The sequence below is a fragment of the Gilliamella sp. B3482 genome (assembly GCF_026536805.1).
Taxonomy (GTDB): Bacteria; Pseudomonadota; Gammaproteobacteria; order Enterobacterales; family Orbaceae; genus Gilliamella; species Gilliamella apicola_E.
Map to the genome: position 1 here is coordinate 157,550 of NZ_JAFNNL010000004.1, position 16,883 is coordinate 174,432.

Genomic DNA, 16,883 nt, shown 5'->3' on the forward strand with positions numbered 1-16,883 from the left:
TATTTGATTATTTATATCATTTTGTATATTTAAGAAATTATACCAGAATTTATGTGAAAAATCTTATCATTTTCATCGATCATATGGCTAATTTGCTCTTGATTAACCGCTGTAATGAAAACTTGAGATTGTGCTGATTTTAATCGTTTTGCTAATAAGTTACGTTTATTTTTATCAAGCTCTGAAGCAAAGTCATCAATTAAGTAAATACAGGATTGGCCTGTTGTTTCTGAGAAATATTCACCTTGAGACAAACGTAATGCACACATGAGTAATTTTAATTGTCCGCGAGATAATAAATCTTCAACAGGAATATTATCTATTCGTAATTTTAAATCTGCTTTATGAGGACCTAGCGAAGTATAATTAATGAACTTGTCTCTTTCAAATTGTCTATATAATATATCTGAATAACTGATTCCATGCTCCCAGCCCTGATAATATTGGCAATTAAGTTGATATTCTGGTAGAAAATCATGACAGGTTTGCATAATTTGAGGAAATATATTTTGGCTATAACTAGCCCTAATCTGGCTGATTTTTTCTGCAATCGGTGCTAACTCTTTATCCCAAGGTAATAATTGATTATAGTTTGATGACTGTTTTAATAAAGCATTACGCTGTTTAAAAAGGCGTTTTAAGTTATTCCAAAGTGATACAAATTCAGGATAGTGATGAAAACACCCCCAGTCTATAAAAGCACGGCGATATTTTGGTCCTCCGGTAAGTAGATCAAATCCTTCAGGCGTAATAAGTTGAATTGGTAATAATTTAGCTAAATCCGTCAACCGAAACCCTTCGTCACCATCAATTTTTATCGTATTATCGTTATGGCGTGTTTTTGATAAACCTATTGTTCGAGTTTTTTGTGCAGATTCAATTTGACTAAATAATACTAACTCTTGTTTTTCATGTTGTATTATTCGATTGGATTGAATATGTCTAAAAGCTCGACCATGTCCGAGCATATAAATCGCCTCGAGTAGGCTGGTTTTTCCGCTACCATTATCACCAACTATATAATTAAAATGTTTGGATAATGATAATTCAGCATAATCAATATTTCGAAAGTGATAAATTTTGATTTGAGAAAGTGTCATGTCGGTAAAGTTTCCGGCCGAGGCCGGAAGTTTAAATGATCGTTAATTATAAGCGCATTGGCATAACAACATAAGTTGCAGACTGGTTGTTGATATCTTCAATTTGCACACTTGATGTTGCATCGGTTAATAATAATTGGACGCTATCGCATTTTAATGTGTTTAATATGTCCAATAAATAAGTTACATTAAAACCAATTTCAAGCTCTTGAGATTCGTATTTTACATCAATAACTTCTTCTGCTTCTTCTTGTTCAGGATTGTTTGCAGTAATTTTGATCTGATTGCTATGTACATATAATCTTATGCCGCGAAATTTTTCATTTGAAAGAATCGCAACACGAGATAAAGCATTTCTTAGTTCTTCACATGATACTTCAAGTGGTTTATCAGGATTACGAGGCATTACACGTTTATAATCAGGAAATTTTCCATCAATAAGTTTTGAAGTAAAAGTAAAATCGCCAAGACTAATACGTAAATTATTGTTACCAATTTGCATATTAACTAGCTCATCATTATCACCAACTAGTTTTGCCAGTTCAATTACGCCTTTTCTTGGTAAAATGACTGAACAGGATTCAGAGATCTCATGACCAACAGGTTGAGCACACACAGCTAATCGATGACCATCAGTTGCAACGGTTTTTAATAGACCATCTTCAATTTCAAATAGCATACCATTTAAATAATATCTTACGTCTTGGTTAGCCATTGAGAATTGGACTGCGTCTATAAGTCGTTTGATAGTCTTTTGAGGTATAGAAAGTTCAACATCACTTTGCCAATTTTCTAGATTAGGAAAATCTGATGCAGGTAGTGTAGATAAAGAAAATTTACTTCGACCTGACTGAATAATCAATCGATTATCGTCAACGCTTATCGATATTTGAGCATCACTAGGAAGATTTCGACAGATATCAAGAAACTTTCTAGCTGGAACAGTTGTAGCACCCGCTTCACTAGGCTCTGTTAGGGGAATATGAGATATCATCTCAATTTCTAAATCTGTTCCCGTCATGGATAGCGTGTTTTCACTCACCTGCAATAATAAATTACCTAAAATGGGGAGGGTAGGTCGGCTACCTAATGGTGCACTAACAAGTTGCAATGGTTTGATAAGTTTTTCACGATCTATAATAAATTTCATAGTGTTAATTCTTTTTTAAGTTGATAATGTTCGAATTAAATTGGAATAATCCTCTTTAATGTCATTGCTTTCTTCTTTTAACTCTGCGATCTTCCGACATGCATGTAATACTGTTGTATGATCTCTTCCACCAAAACCATCACCTATTTCTGGAAGGCTTTTGTTGGTTAGCTCTTTCGCTAACGCCATTGCTACTTGTCTTGGTCTTGCAACAGAACGAGAGCGGCGTTTAGATAATAAGTCAGAAACTTTAATTTTATAATATTCAGCAACCGTTTTTTGAATATTTTCAATAGTAATCAATTTTTCTTGTAAGGCAAGTAAATCTTTTAAAGCATCTTTGACAAAATCAATGGTGATAGATTTGCCTGTAAAATTAGCATTGGCAATAACTCGATTAAGTGCACCTTCTAATTCTCGTACGTTTGATCGTAATCGTTTAGCAATGAAAAAAGCGACCTCTTCAGGTAATTTTATTTTGTTTTCGTCTGCTTTTTTCATCAAAATAGCAACTCGAGTCTCAAGTTCCGGTGGTTCAATAGCGATGGTTAATCCCCAACCAAACCTTGACTTCAAACGATCTTCTACACCATCAATTTCTTTAGGATAACGATCTGATGTTAGGATGATTTGTTGGTTGCCTTCTAACAATGAATTAAATGTATGGAAAAACTCTTCTTGTGAACGCTCTTTATTTGCAAAAAATTGAATATCATCAATAAGGAGAGCGTCAACAGATCGATAATAGTTTTTAAACTCTTCAATAGCATTATTTTGTAAAGCTTTAACCATGTCTTGAACAAAGCGTTCTGAATGCATATAAACAACTTTAGCGTTAGCTTTACCTGCCATAATTTCATTACCAACAGCATGTAACAAGTGAGTTTTACCTAAACCTGTTGAGCCATATAAAAAAAGAGGGTTGTAAGCTTTTCCAGGATTTTCAGCTACTTGTTTAGCTGCTGCAACAGCAAGTTGATTAGATTTACCTTCAACAAAGCTGTTGAAAGTATGCTTATGATTAATACCTGAATAGTAAGTGTGATTATTATTATTCTCTTTTGTTGTTTTCCAAGAAGGTACAACATCAGATTTATTAATTTTAGATTTTTTTTCTACAGATAAAGTTGAACCAACTTCCAAATATAATTTTAGTGAATCATTACCCAGTAAATTATTTAATAATTGCGAAATAGTCGTTAAATATTTATTCTTAACCCAATCTAATACAAATCTGTTTGGAGCATAAATATAAAGTTTATTCTCAACCATTTCCACTTGTAACGGTCGAATCCATAAGTTGAATTCTGTTGTAGGAAGCGCTTCTTGTAATTGAGAAAGACAATCTTGCCAAATCGAGGTAGACATGGCTACTCCTTTAATTGGGATACTAACAATACTGGAATAATTATAATCTTTTTTGTGGATAATTTGTAGGGTTCAAGCAAGATATAATTTAATTATTAACATATAAATGAAAAAACCCAGCCGAAGCTGGGTTCAAAGGTGTAATTAATAACAAAAACTATTTTGTTTGATCAATTACTTGGACCTCTTGCACGTTACGTGCTTTAACTTCAATTTCAACACGACGATCTGGTGCTAAACATGCTTTTAAGTCAGCGCCACGAAGTGCATTACATTTATTACCAGTAACTGGTTGTGCTTTACCCATACCGCGTGAAGTGATGATTTCAGCTGGAACACCTTTTTGAACTAAATAGTTCAATACAGTGTGTGCACGACGTTCTGATAGTTTTTGGTTATAGCTATCTGAACCGATACGGTCAGTGTGACCAATTACTACGATAGCACTTTGAGTTGGGTTAATTTTAACAAGAGTTGTTAATAAATTATCAAGTGCTTGACGACCTTCTGCTTTTAAATCAGATTTTGCATAAGCAAATAGCACATCTTCATTTAAAACATAACGATTTACTTCAGTTTTGATTTCAACTGGAGCTGCAACAGATGGAGAACCTAAACGGTAAGTAATACCTAAGCTTACAGTTCCTGCATCTGGAGATGCGTGAGTTTTAGTATGAATATGTTGAACATATTGGTATTCTAAACGAGTAGAGAAATCTTCGTTAAGACGATAATCAAGACCTAAAGCATAAACTGGTGATAAATCAGTTTTTGTTTTACCACGGCCGTAAGCTTCTTTGATATCACCACTATTTTTCCATTTAGCAATAGTAACCATTCCACCTGCACGACCATAAATATCTAAATCGTCAGAAATGAATGATAGTGGGTAACTTAATTTACCAGTTAAAGAAACGCCTTGTGCTGAAACTTTACTGTTACCAGCGTTAGAATGATCACCAAGATAAGTTCTTTTATATTTTGCAGAACCTAACCAATCATAACCTAATTCAAAAGCTAAGTAAGGGTTAGCTTGGAAACCAAGGAAAGCACCGCCAGCAACATTACTTCTATTAGAAGTTTTAATACCAGCTTCATCTTTATCATAACCACGAACTTTATTTGCGTCTAAATTATAAAGTTCTGACCAACCTAATTTAGCACCTACATAAAAAGTATTGTCTTCATATGCAGCATTAGCGGCAGTAGCGGTTAAACTTGCAACAGCCATTGCTAGAGCTAGAGTTGTTTTTTTCATTTTTTTGCCTCAACTTATTTGTTGTAATAGACGTTGTTTAATTTGCTTTTATTGTTTAATTTTACTTAATTTTTACGGTGTTTTATACTTAATGACCAATTATGTTACACATAATTTATTACGTATTATAGCACAATTATTATTCGGATCTAGAATAATTGATAATATATTGTAAAAAAATTAAACAATCTTATTTATAATAATATATAAATCGTTAATTGAGTTTGATAATGTTTTAGCCATAATATAGAAATCAGCTTCTAAACGTTTATCAAATTCATCAGATCCAATATCTTCATTTTCATCTAAAATAACAGAATCAAATTTAATTCTTTTCAATGTTAAGTCAGGATTAATAATGAAATTGATTCCACGTTCATCAATGATTTTAAGTTTGGTGACCCATTTACCAGAATCTAAATGAACTAACATTTCATCACTTGTAATATCTTGATTTTTACAACTGATAATCCCATTACCCTCAAGTGGATCTTTTAATTCTGCTTCATCACCCAATATAAAAGGAGGAAAACTAAGTTTTTCTCTAACCCAAGTTGTCATAATCTTTTCAAGCGGTTTTTCGATGGAAAGAGGCGTTAATGCTAATGCTCCAAGTTCTTTCCGTAAAATCGCTAGAATATCTTCAGCAAGTTTAAAACTGCTACAATCGATAATAATCCTTTTGTTTCCAATATCGACCCATAACCAATAATAGTTATATTTGCTAAATGCTCTAGGCATTAAATCGATCATCACTTCATCTTTTAATGTCGCTTTTTCATTTTTACTAATTTTACGGCTTAATGCCTTCTCTTGCTTGTCAATCTTCTCATTTAAGGCTTGTTTGATGACAGGTGCAGGTAGAATTTTAGTTTCTTTCTTTATTCTTAATAATAAATGCCCTTGCATATCAATAATAAAATCATCCAAATTGTTATCATCGTAAGGGGATACCCAACCCATTTTGGTGGTATCTAAATTACCACAAGGACAAAATAAAGCAGATTTGAGTGCATTTTCAATAGTCTGTTTATCCAGTAAATTATCATTATTAAGTTGATAGATAATTGCGTTTCTAAACCAAAGCATAGTGTAATTTTTCCAAAAATTAATTCATGAAAATTATTTAATTAAAATAATTAAAATAAGATTTTCACAGAAAATAAAGTATTATTAATAAGATTTAATAAAAGTATTAAAATTTATAAGATAAGCCCATATAAATGGATGTTATCGTACTACCATCAACCATAGGGCTGTCAGCTGCATCACCAGTTAGTTTATCAATATGAATTCCGCCAAAAGTAGCGATATTATCTGTTAAAGAATATTGCGCACCGATTTCAAAGTAAGGTGTAAAAGAACTATCTGCATTGAAATAGCGTAATCCTGAACGTGAAGATTCTTTATGGGATACACCATAATAATAGTCATTATGTTTACCATCAGCCCAGTTAATACCAATAGTAGGAGCGATAATTAAATTACCTTGTATATAAGGAACAGTATAGTCGGCATTAACTAAGATTCCATTACTATTATTGAGCATATCAGCGCCAATACTACTTGAAAAAATACCCCAATTAGTGGTGATATCATAATCAATTTCAGCTAACACAGTGGAATGACGACTATTAAGTTGTCTTAACTTCTGATTGTCAGAATCATGAGGTTTAAATTCATTAGCAAGATAACGAACGCCAAATGATAAACTTTGATTATCGTTGTTAAAAGCGTAAATACCAGCTGATAGATCATCAATAAAAAAATAGCCATTATCATAATCAATATGAGGAACCGGATAGTAACTTGAACTATAATTTTTATATGGTGAGTTAGACCAACCCAAACCGACGCCTAATGAAGTAGGATCTGCTGACGCAATATGAGTATACACTAAAGGAAACATTGATAATAGTGAGATTATGCAGCTTAATTTTTTCATTTTGATAACCACTCATACTGATATGATTTAAGACAATTATTGTAGTTATTTTGTCACTCAAGTCTTGTTGTCACAAAATCTATACATTAAATGTACATTGTTACAATCCATTTTCTCTGATAATAATGCCACATTTTGTCATATTTGAATATGGATTAGTGAGATAAATTATGAGTAAACCAACTTTAGAAATGATTAATAGTCGTCCCGACGATGCAACGTTATTAGCGGATGAAGCAAAATACTGTTCATTTGGTGATACCGTGCATTATGTTGAACCACCAAAGATTTTTGATGGCTGTGAAGGTAGTTACATGTATGATAAAGAAGGTAAAGCCTTCCTTGATTTACAAATGTGGTACTCTGCTTGTAACTTTGGTTATGCTAATGAGCGTTTAAATAACGTACTTAAAAAGCAAATCGATACTTTACCACAATGTGCTAGCCAGTATTTACATCCAACCAAAATCGAATTAGCAAAAACAATTGCTCAAGGTATGGAACAGCGATTTGGTTACCAAGGACGAGTTCATTTTAATGTTGGTGGTTCACAATGTATTGAAGATTCATTAAAAGTCGTTCGTAATGCTACTGGTGGTAAATCTCTGATGTTTGCATTTCAAGGTGGTTACCATGGTCGTACTTTGGGTGCATCTTCAATTACTTCTAGCTACCGTTACCGTCGTCGTTATGGTCATTTTGGTGATCGTGCAATGTTTGTACCATTCCCATATCCGTTCCGTCGTCCAAAAGGAATGACAGCAGAAGAATATGGTGAACACTTAGTTGCTGAGTTTGCACGTTTATTTGAAACTGAATATCACGGTGTATGGGATCCAAAAGTCGGACAAGCAGAATATGCTGCATTTTATGCCGAACCATTACAAGCAACGGGTGGTTATATTGTTCCTCCTCGTAATTACTTTAAAGGTCTGAAAAAAGTTTTAGATCAATATGGTATTTTATTAGTTGTTGATGAAATTCAAATGGGCTTTTATCGTACGGGTAAATTATGGTCAATTGAGCATTTTGATGTTAAACCTGATGTGGTGGTATTTGCGAAAGCATTAACTAATGGTTTAAATCCATTAGGTGGTTTATGGGCTCGTGAAGAGTTAATCAATCCAGAAGTATTCCCAGTTGGCTCAACCCACTCTACCTTTGCTTCAAATCCTTTAGGTACCGCAGTTGGCCTAGAAGTATTAAAAATGACTTCTGAAACAGATTACGAAAAAATGGTCATGGATAGCGGTGCATATTTCCTTGAAGGATTAAAAACACTTGAGAAGAAACATAAAGAAATAGGCGAAGTTGATGGCCTAGGTCTTGCACTTCGTGCTGAAATTTGTACCGAAGATGGATTTACAGCTAACAAAGCATTAGTTGATAAAATGGTAGATATTGGTATGTCAGGTGATCTTGATTGGAAAGGTAACAAAATGGGCTTAGTGCTTGATATTGGTGGTTATTACAAAAATGTTATCACTTTTGCTCCTTCATTACATATTACTCGTCAAGAGATTGATCAAGGTATTGAACTACTCGATCAATTAATTACTCGAGCTAAAAAAGAACTTTAAGTCTTAAATCAAAATAATCCCGCTAATATCAATTAGCGGGAATTTCAGATCATTTATAGAAAGTTATGCGATATATCAATCAATTAGAACCTAATGAATTAATCAACAATTTTCTTTCTCATCCTCCGCGAGAGTTTACTAGCTGGATGAGTGAAGACGGTATACCTGCTTTTTCCGCTAAGTTTGATTTGCTCATAACTGCTGATGATGATTTTAAACATAAAGTTCATAAATTGCCTTTTTATAAAAAATGGAGGCATTGGTTACAACCAAAAACATGCTTTGTGGGTACAACCGTTTCAGAATATAGTTTATTGACTAATAAAATCGATGCGCATCAATTAGCTGACAATGTTAAGGCAGCTTATACAAAGAAATATCCATTTGTTATTGTTAAAGATTTGCCATCCGATTCACCTCTGCTTAGTAAGCAGGATAATCAATATTCTAAACAGATCATTGGTTCCTTAAAAGAACGGGGTTTTATTGAAGTTGATGGACAAGCTTTAGCTTGGGTTCCAATTGATTTTGAGTCGATCGATGATTTTTTTGCAAAATTATCATACAGTCGTCGTAAAAATTTAAGAAGAAAACTAAAATCCCGTGAAAAATTGGAGATTAACATCTTACAAACTGGTGATGATTGTTTTCTTAATGAATCCACTCTTGATTTATATTATCAACTTTATCTGAATGTATATGAGCAGAGTGAAGTGCATTTTGATTTATTAACTAAGCCATTTTTCACCCAATTACTGCAAAGTAAATCCTCAAATGGACGTATTTTTACTTATCATCATAATGGACAATTAATTGGTTATAACATCTGTTTTGTGGTGAACAACGTTTTAATCGATAAATACATAGGAATGGTTTATCCTCAAGCAAGAGAATTAAACCTCTATTTTGTTAGTTGGTTTGTTAATCTTGAATATGCATTACAACAAAAACTTAGTAGTTATGTTGCAGGTTGGACTGATCCAGAAGTTAAAGCTTCTTTAGGTGCTAGTTTTACCTTAACTAAACACTTAGTTTATATACGAAATCCTTTATTAAGGGCAGTTTTGCGTAGATTAATTGGCCATTTCGAAATAGATAAGGAGAAAGTAGCATGACATCGCTAGTTATCCTTAACTTTGATCAAAGTGTAGGTGAAATTGATAATGCTAAAACAATTGATTTTACTCAGTGGCAAGATGTCATTCGCTTTGGTTGTAGTACAAAAAAATTCCAAAAATTTAAAAAGGTATTACAACAATCATTACCAGAAAGCTATGGTACGGTATTAATGGGTAGCGGTGATTACCACCATATTTCGTTATTACTTATTGAGCAGCTAGCTAAGCAATATTCAGAAGAAAATCCCATTGAGGTAGTTATTTTTGACAACCATCCAGATAACATGTGTTATCTGTTTGGCATTCACTGTGGATCATGGGTTAGCTATGTGGCTAGTTTACCTTTTGTTAGCCATGTACATGTATTAGGAATTACATCACATGATATTGGCTTATGGCATTTTTGGGAAAATAGATGGTCACCACTGTTTCATAAAAAACTGACTTATTGGAGCATGGATGTTAATGTCTCCTGGGCTAAGAAAATTGGATTAAGTCATGCTTTTCGCTATTTTGATACGCCGGATGATCTTATTACTCAGTTTCTATCTGAACAATACCGTAACTCTAAACCAATATATCTATCGATAGATAAAGATGCCTTAAGTGAAGAAGTTATTCATACCAATTGGGACCAAGGAAAACTACAAACCTATCATTTATTAGATACTATTACATCTATTAAGCCTCGGATTATCGGTAGTGATATCACGGGCGAATTATCAATATGGCAGCCTAAAAATTGGTTTAAGAGATTACTAAGTTCACTGGACAAACAGCCTGAGATATCATTAGAAAAGTTAAATGATTGGCAACAAGAACAACATCAACTTAATTTAACATTATTAAAAGCTTTAAAAACCTAGCATTCAAGAACTGATATAGTTTGCCAGGTTTTTAATCCTTATCTTGAAGTTATTTAGAACGATGATGAGTATCTTTCTTCGCAAGTTTACTTTCTGCTAGTGCTAAAAACAAAATCCCTGAAACAATCAATATAGTTCCAATTAACTTAAATAAAGTGATAGGTTCATTAAATAGCCAAACTGAAGCAATCATTACGGTAACAACTTCAAAATGTGAAGCAGCAAAAGCAGGCCCTACAGGCGCTTTTTTTAATAAAGTCATCCAAGTAAAGAAGGTAAAAATGTAGCCAGCTATTGATACATAGATCCAATGACCGGAAAATACCCTAACTATCCATTCAACGCTCATCGAAAGTGGCTGGGCATGTTCGGCAGCCAATTTAAAGCTACATTGTGCAATCGTATCAAACATTAATAATACGGTAAAACCAATTAAATAGAACTTAGCCATATTAAGATAACCCCACAAAGATCACACCAGCAGTAATTAAAGACATACCAATAACACGATATACCGTCAGTAATTCTTTAAATAGAATCCGACCTACTAACATGATAGTGATGATATTAAATGAGGCGAGCAATACACCTTGGGAAAGTGGAACTAAAGTTAAAAAAGCTAACCACAGTAAAAATTCGGCAATGTAAGATGATATTCCTATCCAAATCCAATGATTTTTGGCGAGATCTAACCAATAGTACCATCCATCTCTATTAGTAGGTGATATTGCAGCATATTTAAAAGCAACTTGTCCTAAGGTATCAAAACAAATATTACTAACCCAAAGAAAAATAACTAAGGATGACATTATGCTTAAGTTCCTTCTGCCAGATTATTAAAAAATGAAGCGCACTCTTTAATTACTTCACGGCGTTGGCTATCAATAGTAATTAAATGATAACTATCATTTAATACAACTAATCGTTTTGGACCAGAAACATTCTTCTCAACTAATTTTGCATTAGTTTCAATATTGGCAATATCGTCATTACCTGAATGCATAATTAAACAAGATGACGTAACTTTTGGTAATTCTTGGCGAACATGTTTTGCCAATAATTGCATTTCTGCTAATGCAGGAAATGGATTTCCAGCAAGTCCAGCGGATGCAGCGTCGCCACTTAACATGCTTTCTGATACCACCGCTCGGATACGCTCATCTTTAAGACCATAAGGCGGTTTTTCAATAAAAGAGACTTTTTGAAAAATACCCAGTTTTTTAAAATAGACCAATAAAAAGAAAAACTTTTTAGCCCAAAATGGCATACTCCAACCATCATAATAAAATGTAGGTGCTAGAACACCAACACCTTTAACTTGATTTGGACGATCTGCAGCAAGTTTCAACGCCAAAAGTGCGCCCATTGATAAACCTGCGACAAAAAGGTTGTCTACATGTTTAGATAAATAATCAGCGCCATCTTGAACGCTTTTATACCAATCTTGCCAAGTTGTTTTACATAGATCTGCTTCAGTACCACAGTGACCTGCCAATTGTATTGCATAAACAGTAAATCCTGCTTTATGTAAACCATTGGCTAAAATACGCATTTCATTTGGTGTGCCAGTTAAACCATGAATTAATAGCACGCCATTTTTATTTCCTGGTAAAAAATAAGATAAATCTTCAATTGTACTCATTATTGTTCCTTTATTTCACCATCATGACTGGAATTAGTGATTGCTCTGCTTGTTTTAAAGCCTCTGTTACATCAGCAAAATTAACAATAGCAGTGTGCTTAATGTTATTTTTTTCACAGTAATTGATCAGCTTATCTTTAGCAAAAACCAGATCGACATGATGTGAAACGCAAAAATCAGAAGTACCATCACCAACATACAATATTTGAGGAAAATGTTGCTGTTGTTTTACATGATTGCATTTGCAATTACCACTTTGTTTTATACAATCCTTATTAGCGTAAGGAAACTCAAGGCGCCAACTTCTGTGATTATCATGCATTAGTTTATTGGCATAAATAGGTAAATGTTTAATACCATGACGCTTTAATACAAATTGGATAGCATAATCTAAACCATCACTAACTACATGAACTGGTATATGTTTTTTTTCGGTATACTTAATGAATGATTTAAAGCTAGAATCAATTTCAATTTTTTCCAATGCTTGATTAAGCTCTTCTAAGCTTGCGTCCATTAAGGCAATCTGTTTACTCATACACTCTTGAGAACCAATTTTACCACTAACCCACAACTCTTCGAGCTCATCACAGCCATCTTGGCCGAACTGACTAAGTAAAGTATCAGTTACATCTTTAACACTAATTGTGCCATCAAAATCACACAAAATAATAGGGTTGTGATAGCGAGTGTAAGATGGTTGAAAAAGATGATTAGTAATTGATGAAAAAGTATTCATATTCCAAGTAAAAATTGCTAGTTATAGATATTGGCGACAATTTTCTCACAAAGTGGTAGCTAACTTTGTTGGCTCTTTGTATATATTTTGTAACGAGGCTCTATTTGCCTGTATAATGAAGCATCTCGAAGTCCACTTTACGGTAAAGAGAATCAGAAATGAGTGAACGCATATTAATTATCGAAGATGATGAAAGATTAGCCAATTTAATACAAGTCTACCTAATCCGTCAAGGATATAGGGTAGATTGGCATAATAGTGGTGAAGGAGCAGAAGAAAAAATACAAAAAATCAACCCTGATTTGGTTATTTTAGATGTAATGTTACCTGAAAAAACTGGATTTGATATCTGTCGAGATATACGTTCATGGTTCAGTAACTATATTCTTATAATGACGGCTAGCGAAGATAATATTGATGAAATCGTGGGATTGGAGTTAGGCGCTGATGATTATTTAGCTAAACCGGTTGAACCACGATTATTACTAGCTCGAATTCGAGCATTGCTACGCCGAAAGCAAAATGAAACAGACAAAGAAGGCCTAAAAGAGCAAATTGCTTTATTTAACAATAATACTTTAGCCTTTGAAAATTTAGTGATTGATGGTGAAAATCGTAAAGTGTTATTAGACGGGCATGAAATAGATTTAACGACAGCCGAATTTGACTTACTCTGGTTGTTGGCTAATAACGCAGGTAAGATTCTATCTCGAGATGATATATTTTCCCAAGTTAGAGGGATTGATTTTGACGGTAGCGATCGTTCAATTGATGCCCGAATTTCTCGGTTAAGACGTAAACTCCTTGATGATCCTGATAATCCTTCTAGAATTAAAACGGTTCGAGGAAAGGGGTATTTATTCATGCGCGAAGGGGAAAACCATTGAGACAGTTATTAGCTAAACCGCTATTTTTTAACCGCCGCATCGTCTTTTATCTAGTTATTTTACTTTCATTGCAATGTATTATCGCCTATGGTGCATTATTAGTGTTTGATTCACTACCTTCATCATTAACTGATATGCCAGATGATCATATCGTTTTTCGTGAATCACAACGAGGAACAGTCAACTTAATTCGCAAACATATTGATGAAAACAAACAGCGTCCACTGCAAGCAGTAGTTGACGAGTTACAACCATATTTTGGTTATCCAATCAAAGTATTACCTGCAAATACAGAATTATCTCATTTTGTAAAAAAAGAACTTGAAAAACTTGATTTTGCTTATGATGGTGATGACGAAGTTGTCTATATCAATCTCAATGATGGTCATTTATTACAATTGGGGCCGATTCTAATGCGAGATATATTAGAATCAAATACCATGTCGTTGAGCGTTTTCCTTATTATTTGGGCATTATTTAGTGCCATAATCTTTTTTATATTAATCTATTTCGCGTTTAGTGCTGTATGGAAAGATCTGGTCAACATACGTCAAACCGCAGAACAACTTGGACAGGGCAATTTGAAGGCTCGAACGGAAAATGTGAAAGGTTGGTTATTCAAACCATTAGCCAATGTTTTAAATAATATGGGGACTCACATTGAGCATCTTGTCAGCACTAACCAAACAATTTCACATGCGATGGCACATGAACTACGAACCCCTCTTGCACGAATGCGATTTGAGTTAAGTATGCTTGAAGAATCTACAGACGAAGTAGAAAGATCTGATTTACAAAAAGGAATGAGTGATGATATAGATGAACTTGAAACTCTCATTAATGCTAGTTTGAATTATTTTAAAATGCAGCAAAGTAATATTGAATTAAACTTTACTACTGTATCGTTAAAACAATGGGGTGAAAAAGTTTGTCAGTCATTAGCACTATTTAAACCTAAGGGCTTTGAGCTCATTTGCCATAGCCAAGATGCTAAAGCTAAAATTGATATCAATTTGGCAGAAACTATTGTCAAAAATCTGCTACTTAATGCGTTTAAATATGCAGCCCATAAAGCAGTATTAAATATAACCAAACAAGATAACCGAGTTATTTTGGAAATTGATGATGATGGTGCAGGCATTCCTTTCGATTCTCGAGAAAAAATTTTTATGCCTTTTGCTCGCCTTGACACCAGTCGTACACGATCAACTGGTGGCTATGGGTTAGGCTTAGCTTATGTAAAATTAATGGCAGAATTTCATGACGGTAAAGCATTCGTGGTTACTAGCCCACTAGGTGGTGCAAGATTTGTCGTTTCGATAAAATCAGGAGAGGAATAACTGAAGTTAAAATTAAAATAATTGTTAAAATTATTTAGGAGTGTTATCCGTTTGAGGGTAATTATTTTTTTCAGGTAACTGAAATCTCTTGTTTTAACGTTTCGAAAAAACAAAAAATTTGCTATATTCGTCGGTCGAAGTGATAAAAGTGATAAATCTCATTTCTAAATTGGTTATGAGTAAACATATATAATCAGAGGTTTTTTATGAGCGGTGATTTACCGACAGAGAACGAAACTCGTCCAAATAACTTTATTCGTCAAATTATTGATGCGGATCTTGCTGCGGGAAAATATAAAACAACGCATACTCGTTTTCCGCCAGAACCTAATGGCTATTTACATATTGGCCATGCAAAATCTATCTGTTTAAACTTCGGTATTGCCCAAGATTATCACGGTAAATGTAATTTACGGTTTGATGATACCAATCCAGCCAAAGAAGATATTGAATATGTTGAATCAATTAAGGAAGATGTCCGATGGTTAGGATTCGAATGGGATGGTGAGATTTGCTATTCGTCTGACTATTTTGACCGTTTGTATGAATATGCCATAGAGCTTATCAATAAAGGATTAGCTTATGTAGATGAACTATCTCCTGAAGAAATCCGAGAGTATCGAGGCACCTTAACACAACCAGGTAAAAATAGCCCTTATCGTGATCGAAGCATAGAGGAAAATTTAGCATTATTTATCCAAATGAAAGAGGGTAAATTTGCTGAAGGTAAAGCTTGCTTAAGAGCGAAAATCGACATGGCTTCACCTTTTATTGTTATGCGTGATCCAGTTTTATACCGTATCAAATTTGCCGAGCATCACCAAACTGGTAATAAATGGTGTATCTATCCGATGTATGATTTTACTCACTGTATTTCGGATGCTATTGAAAATATAACCCATTCACTTTGTACGCTTGAGTTCCAAGATAACCGTCGTTTATATGACTGGGTTTTAGATAATATTACTATTCAAGCTCGTCCTCATCAGTATGAGTTTTCTAGATTAAATCTAGAATATGCTATTACCTCAAAACGTAAATTAACACAATTGGTCGCCGAAGAAATTGTTGATGGTTGGAATGATCCTCGTATGCCAACCGTTTCAGGTTTACGCCGTCGAGGTTATACCCCAGCTTCAATTCGTGAATTTTGTCGTCGAATCGGGGTAACTAAACAAGAAAATACCGTTGAAATGAGTACACTTGAATTCTGTATTCGAGAAGATCTCAACGAAAATGCACCTCGAGCAATGGCGGTACTTGATCCAGTTAAAGTGGTGATTGAAAACTTTTCAGAAACACTTGATGAAGTCTTAAGTATGCCAAATCATCCTAACAGGCCTGAACTCGGTCATCGCGAAGTAACATTTACGCGTGAAATTTATATTGATCGAGCTGATTTCAGAGAAGAAGCTAATAAAAATTATAAGCGTTTAGTATTAGGTAAAGAAGTCCGTCTGCGTAATGCTTATGTGATACGCGCTGATCGTGTTGAAAAGGACGCAGAAGGTAATATACAAACTATTTATTGTAGTTACGATCCGGCAACATTAAATAAAAATCCTGAAGATGGACGTAAAGTTAAAGGCGTTATTCATTGGGTATCAGCCAAGTATGGTAAACCTGCTGAAATTCGTCTTTATGATCGTTTATTTAGTACCCCAAATCCTGGTAGCGCTGAGGATTTCTTATCAACTATCAATCCAAATTCTTTAATTATTAAACAAGGATTTGTTGAGCCTAGTTTGCAAAAAGCCAAAGCCGAACAAGCTTATCAATTTGAACGTGAAGGTTATTTCTGTCTTGATAGTAAGTATGCGACAGAAGATAAATTAGTCTTTAATCGAACCGTAGGCTTAAGAGATAGTTGGAACGAAGCTTAATCATAGA

At 34.0% G+C, this 16,883-nt stretch carries 16 protein-coding genes; 6 read left to right on the forward strand and 10 right to left on the reverse strand.

Annotation, left to right across the window (positions count from 1 at the left end; translation table 11 throughout):
• Positions 1-29: 29 nt before the first annotated feature.
• The 6 genes from recF to J3U18_RS08565 form a co-directional block, all read right to left on the reverse strand.
• The gene (recF, locus tag J3U18_RS08540; RefSeq protein ID WP_267332059.1) at positions 30-1,100 is read right to left on the reverse strand and encodes a DNA replication/repair protein RecF; all 1,071 of its coding nucleotides are present in this window, start codon (positions 1,098-1,100) and stop codon (positions 30-32) included.
• A gap of 46 nt (positions 1,101-1,146) precedes the next feature.
• Positions 1,147-2,250, reverse strand: a complete 1,104-nt coding sequence (gene dnaN, locus J3U18_RS08545) for a DNA polymerase III subunit beta (RefSeq protein WP_065734935.1) — start codon at positions 2,248-2,250, stop codon at positions 1,147-1,149.
• 15 nt (positions 2,251-2,265) lie between these two features.
• Positions 2,266-3,618 (reverse strand): chromosomal replication initiator protein DnaA, encoded by a 1,353-nt coding sequence (gene dnaA, locus J3U18_RS08550; protein WP_065562885.1) that lies wholly within the window; start codon positions 3,616-3,618, stop codon positions 2,266-2,268.
• 157 nt (positions 3,619-3,775) lie between these two features.
• Positions 3,776-4,876 carry a porin OmpA gene (gene ompA / locus J3U18_RS08555; RefSeq protein ID WP_065562884.1) on the reverse strand — a complete coding sequence of 367 codons (1,101 nt, stop codon included), beginning with the start codon at positions 4,874-4,876 and terminating at the stop codon, positions 3,776-3,778.
• A gap of 180 nt (positions 4,877-5,056) precedes the next feature.
• Positions 5,057-5,965 carry a recombination-associated protein RdgC gene (locus J3U18_RS08560; protein ID WP_267353640.1) on the reverse strand — a complete coding sequence of 303 codons (909 nt, stop codon included), beginning with the start codon at positions 5,963-5,965 and terminating at the stop codon, positions 5,057-5,059.
• 106 nt (positions 5,966-6,071) lie between these two features.
• Complete coding sequence (locus J3U18_RS08565) at positions 6,072-6,821, reverse strand: MipA/OmpV family protein (RefSeq protein ID WP_267353642.1); 750 nt, start codon at positions 6,819-6,821, stop codon at positions 6,072-6,074.
• 170 nt (positions 6,822-6,991) lie between these two features.
• On the opposite strand from J3U18_RS08565, the gene J3U18_RS08570 reads away from it, so the two are divergent.
• The 3 genes from J3U18_RS08570 to J3U18_RS08580 all read left to right on the forward strand — a co-directional run bounded on the left by J3U18_RS08570 (position 6,992) and on the right by J3U18_RS08580 (position 10,385).
• A complete protein-coding gene (locus J3U18_RS08570) occupies positions 6,992-8,401 on the forward strand; it encodes an aspartate aminotransferase family protein (RefSeq protein ID WP_110422514.1) in 1,410 nt (469 codons plus the stop codon).
• 65 nt (positions 8,402-8,466) lie between these two features.
• Complete coding sequence (locus J3U18_RS08575) at positions 8,467-9,516, forward strand: GNAT family N-acetyltransferase (protein ID WP_267353644.1); 1,050 nt, start codon at positions 8,467-8,469, stop codon at positions 9,514-9,516.
• The gene (locus tag J3U18_RS08580; protein WP_267353645.1) at positions 9,513-10,385 is read left to right on the forward strand and encodes an arginase family protein; all 873 of its coding nucleotides are present in this window, start codon (positions 9,513-9,515) and stop codon (positions 10,383-10,385) included. The genes J3U18_RS08575 and J3U18_RS08580 overlap by 4 nt, the downstream gene beginning before the upstream one ends.
• A gap of 49 nt (positions 10,386-10,434) precedes the next feature.
• On the opposite strand, the gene J3U18_RS08585 is transcribed toward J3U18_RS08580, so the two are convergent.
• From J3U18_RS08585 to J3U18_RS08600, 4 genes are read right to left on the reverse strand one after another with little or no spacing between them, the layout of a single operon-like run.
• On the reverse strand, positions 10,435-10,836 hold the full coding sequence (locus J3U18_RS08585; RefSeq protein ID WP_220225264.1) for a DMT family transporter: 402 nt from the start codon (positions 10,834-10,836) through the stop codon (positions 10,435-10,437).
• Position 10,837: 1 nt separating this feature from the next.
• Complete coding sequence (locus J3U18_RS08590) at positions 10,838-11,194, reverse strand: EamA family transporter (RefSeq protein WP_065562879.1); 357 nt, start codon at positions 11,192-11,194, stop codon at positions 10,838-10,840.
• Positions 11,195-11,199: 5 nt separating this feature from the next.
• Positions 11,200-12,027, reverse strand: coding sequence for an alpha/beta hydrolase (locus J3U18_RS08595; RefSeq protein ID WP_267353647.1), 828 nt, complete (start codon positions 12,025-12,027; stop codon positions 11,200-11,202).
• Positions 12,028-12,037: 10 nt separating this feature from the next.
• Positions 12,038-12,766, reverse strand: coding sequence for an MtnX-like HAD-IB family phosphatase (locus J3U18_RS08600; protein WP_267353649.1), 729 nt, complete (start codon positions 12,764-12,766; stop codon positions 12,038-12,040).
• 158 nt (positions 12,767-12,924) lie between these two features.
• Here J3U18_RS08600 and J3U18_RS08605 point away from each other — a divergent pair, with 158 nt between their 5' ends.
• The 3 genes from J3U18_RS08605 (at position 12,925) to glnS (ending at position 16,876) form a co-directional block, all read left to right on the forward strand.
• Positions 12,925-13,653 carry a winged helix-turn-helix domain-containing protein gene (locus J3U18_RS08605; RefSeq protein WP_065562876.1) on the forward strand — a complete coding sequence of 243 codons (729 nt, stop codon included), beginning with the start codon at positions 12,925-12,927 and terminating at the stop codon, positions 13,651-13,653.
• Complete coding sequence (locus tag J3U18_RS08610) at positions 13,650-14,993, forward strand: ATP-binding protein (protein ID WP_267353652.1); 1,344 nt, start codon at positions 13,650-13,652, stop codon at positions 14,991-14,993. The genes J3U18_RS08605 and J3U18_RS08610 overlap by 4 nt, the downstream gene beginning before the upstream one ends.
• Before the next feature lie 206 nt (positions 14,994-15,199).
• Positions 15,200-16,876: a glutamine--tRNA ligase gene (gene glnS / locus J3U18_RS08615; protein WP_267353653.1), complete on the forward strand. Its 1,677-nt coding sequence runs from the start codon at positions 15,200-15,202 to the stop codon at positions 16,874-16,876.
• The last annotated feature ends 7 nt before the right edge of the window (positions 16,877-16,883 follow it).

Excerpts from the sequence above, each read along its gene's own strand:
- J3U18_RS08595 (WP_267353647.1), bottom strand. The coding sequence starts at position 12,027 with ATGAGTACAATTGAAGATTTATCTTATTTTTTACCAGGAAATAAAAAT.
- dnaA (WP_065562885.1), bottom strand. The coding sequence starts at position 3,618 with ATGTCTACCTCGATTTGGCAAGATTGTCTTTCTCAATTACAAGAAGCG.
- recF (WP_267332059.1), bottom strand. The coding sequence starts at position 1,100 with ATGACACTTTCTCAAATCAAAATTTATCACTTTCGAAATATTGATTAT.
- J3U18_RS08565 (WP_267353642.1), bottom strand. The coding sequence starts at position 6,821 with ATGAAAAAATTAAGCTGCATAATCTCACTATTATCAATGTTTCCTTTA.
- J3U18_RS08570 (WP_110422514.1), top strand. The coding sequence starts at position 6,992 with ATGAGTAAACCAACTTTAGAAATGATTAATAGTCGTCCCGACGATGCA.
- J3U18_RS08585 (WP_220225264.1), bottom strand. The coding sequence starts at position 10,836 with ATGGCTAAGTTCTATTTAATTGGTTTTACCGTATTATTAATGTTTGAT.
- glnS (WP_267353653.1), top strand. The coding sequence starts at position 15,200 with ATGAGCGGTGATTTACCGACAGAGAACGAAACTCGTCCAAATAACTTT.
- dnaN (WP_065734935.1), bottom strand. The coding sequence starts at position 2,250 with ATGAAATTTATTATAGATCGTGAAAAACTTATCAAACCATTGCAACTT.
- J3U18_RS08590 (WP_065562879.1), bottom strand. The coding sequence starts at position 11,194 with ATGTCATCCTTAGTTATTTTTCTTTGGGTTAGTAATATTTGTTTTGAT.
- ompA (WP_065562884.1), bottom strand. The coding sequence starts at position 4,876 with ATGAAAAAAACAACTCTAGCTCTAGCAATGGCTGTTGCAAGTTTAACC.
- J3U18_RS08560 (WP_267353640.1), bottom strand. The coding sequence starts at position 5,965 with ATGCTTTGGTTTAGAAACGCAATTATCTATCAACTTAATAATGATAAT.
- J3U18_RS08600 (WP_267353649.1), bottom strand. The coding sequence starts at position 12,766 with ATGAATACTTTTTCATCAATTACTAATCATCTTTTTCAACCATCTTAC.
- J3U18_RS08575 (WP_267353644.1), top strand. The coding sequence starts at position 8,467 with ATGCGATATATCAATCAATTAGAACCTAATGAATTAATCAACAATTTT.
- J3U18_RS08580 (WP_267353645.1), top strand. The coding sequence starts at position 9,513 with ATGACATCGCTAGTTATCCTTAACTTTGATCAAAGTGTAGGTGAAATT.
- J3U18_RS08605 (WP_065562876.1), top strand. The coding sequence starts at position 12,925 with ATGAGTGAACGCATATTAATTATCGAAGATGATGAAAGATTAGCCAAT.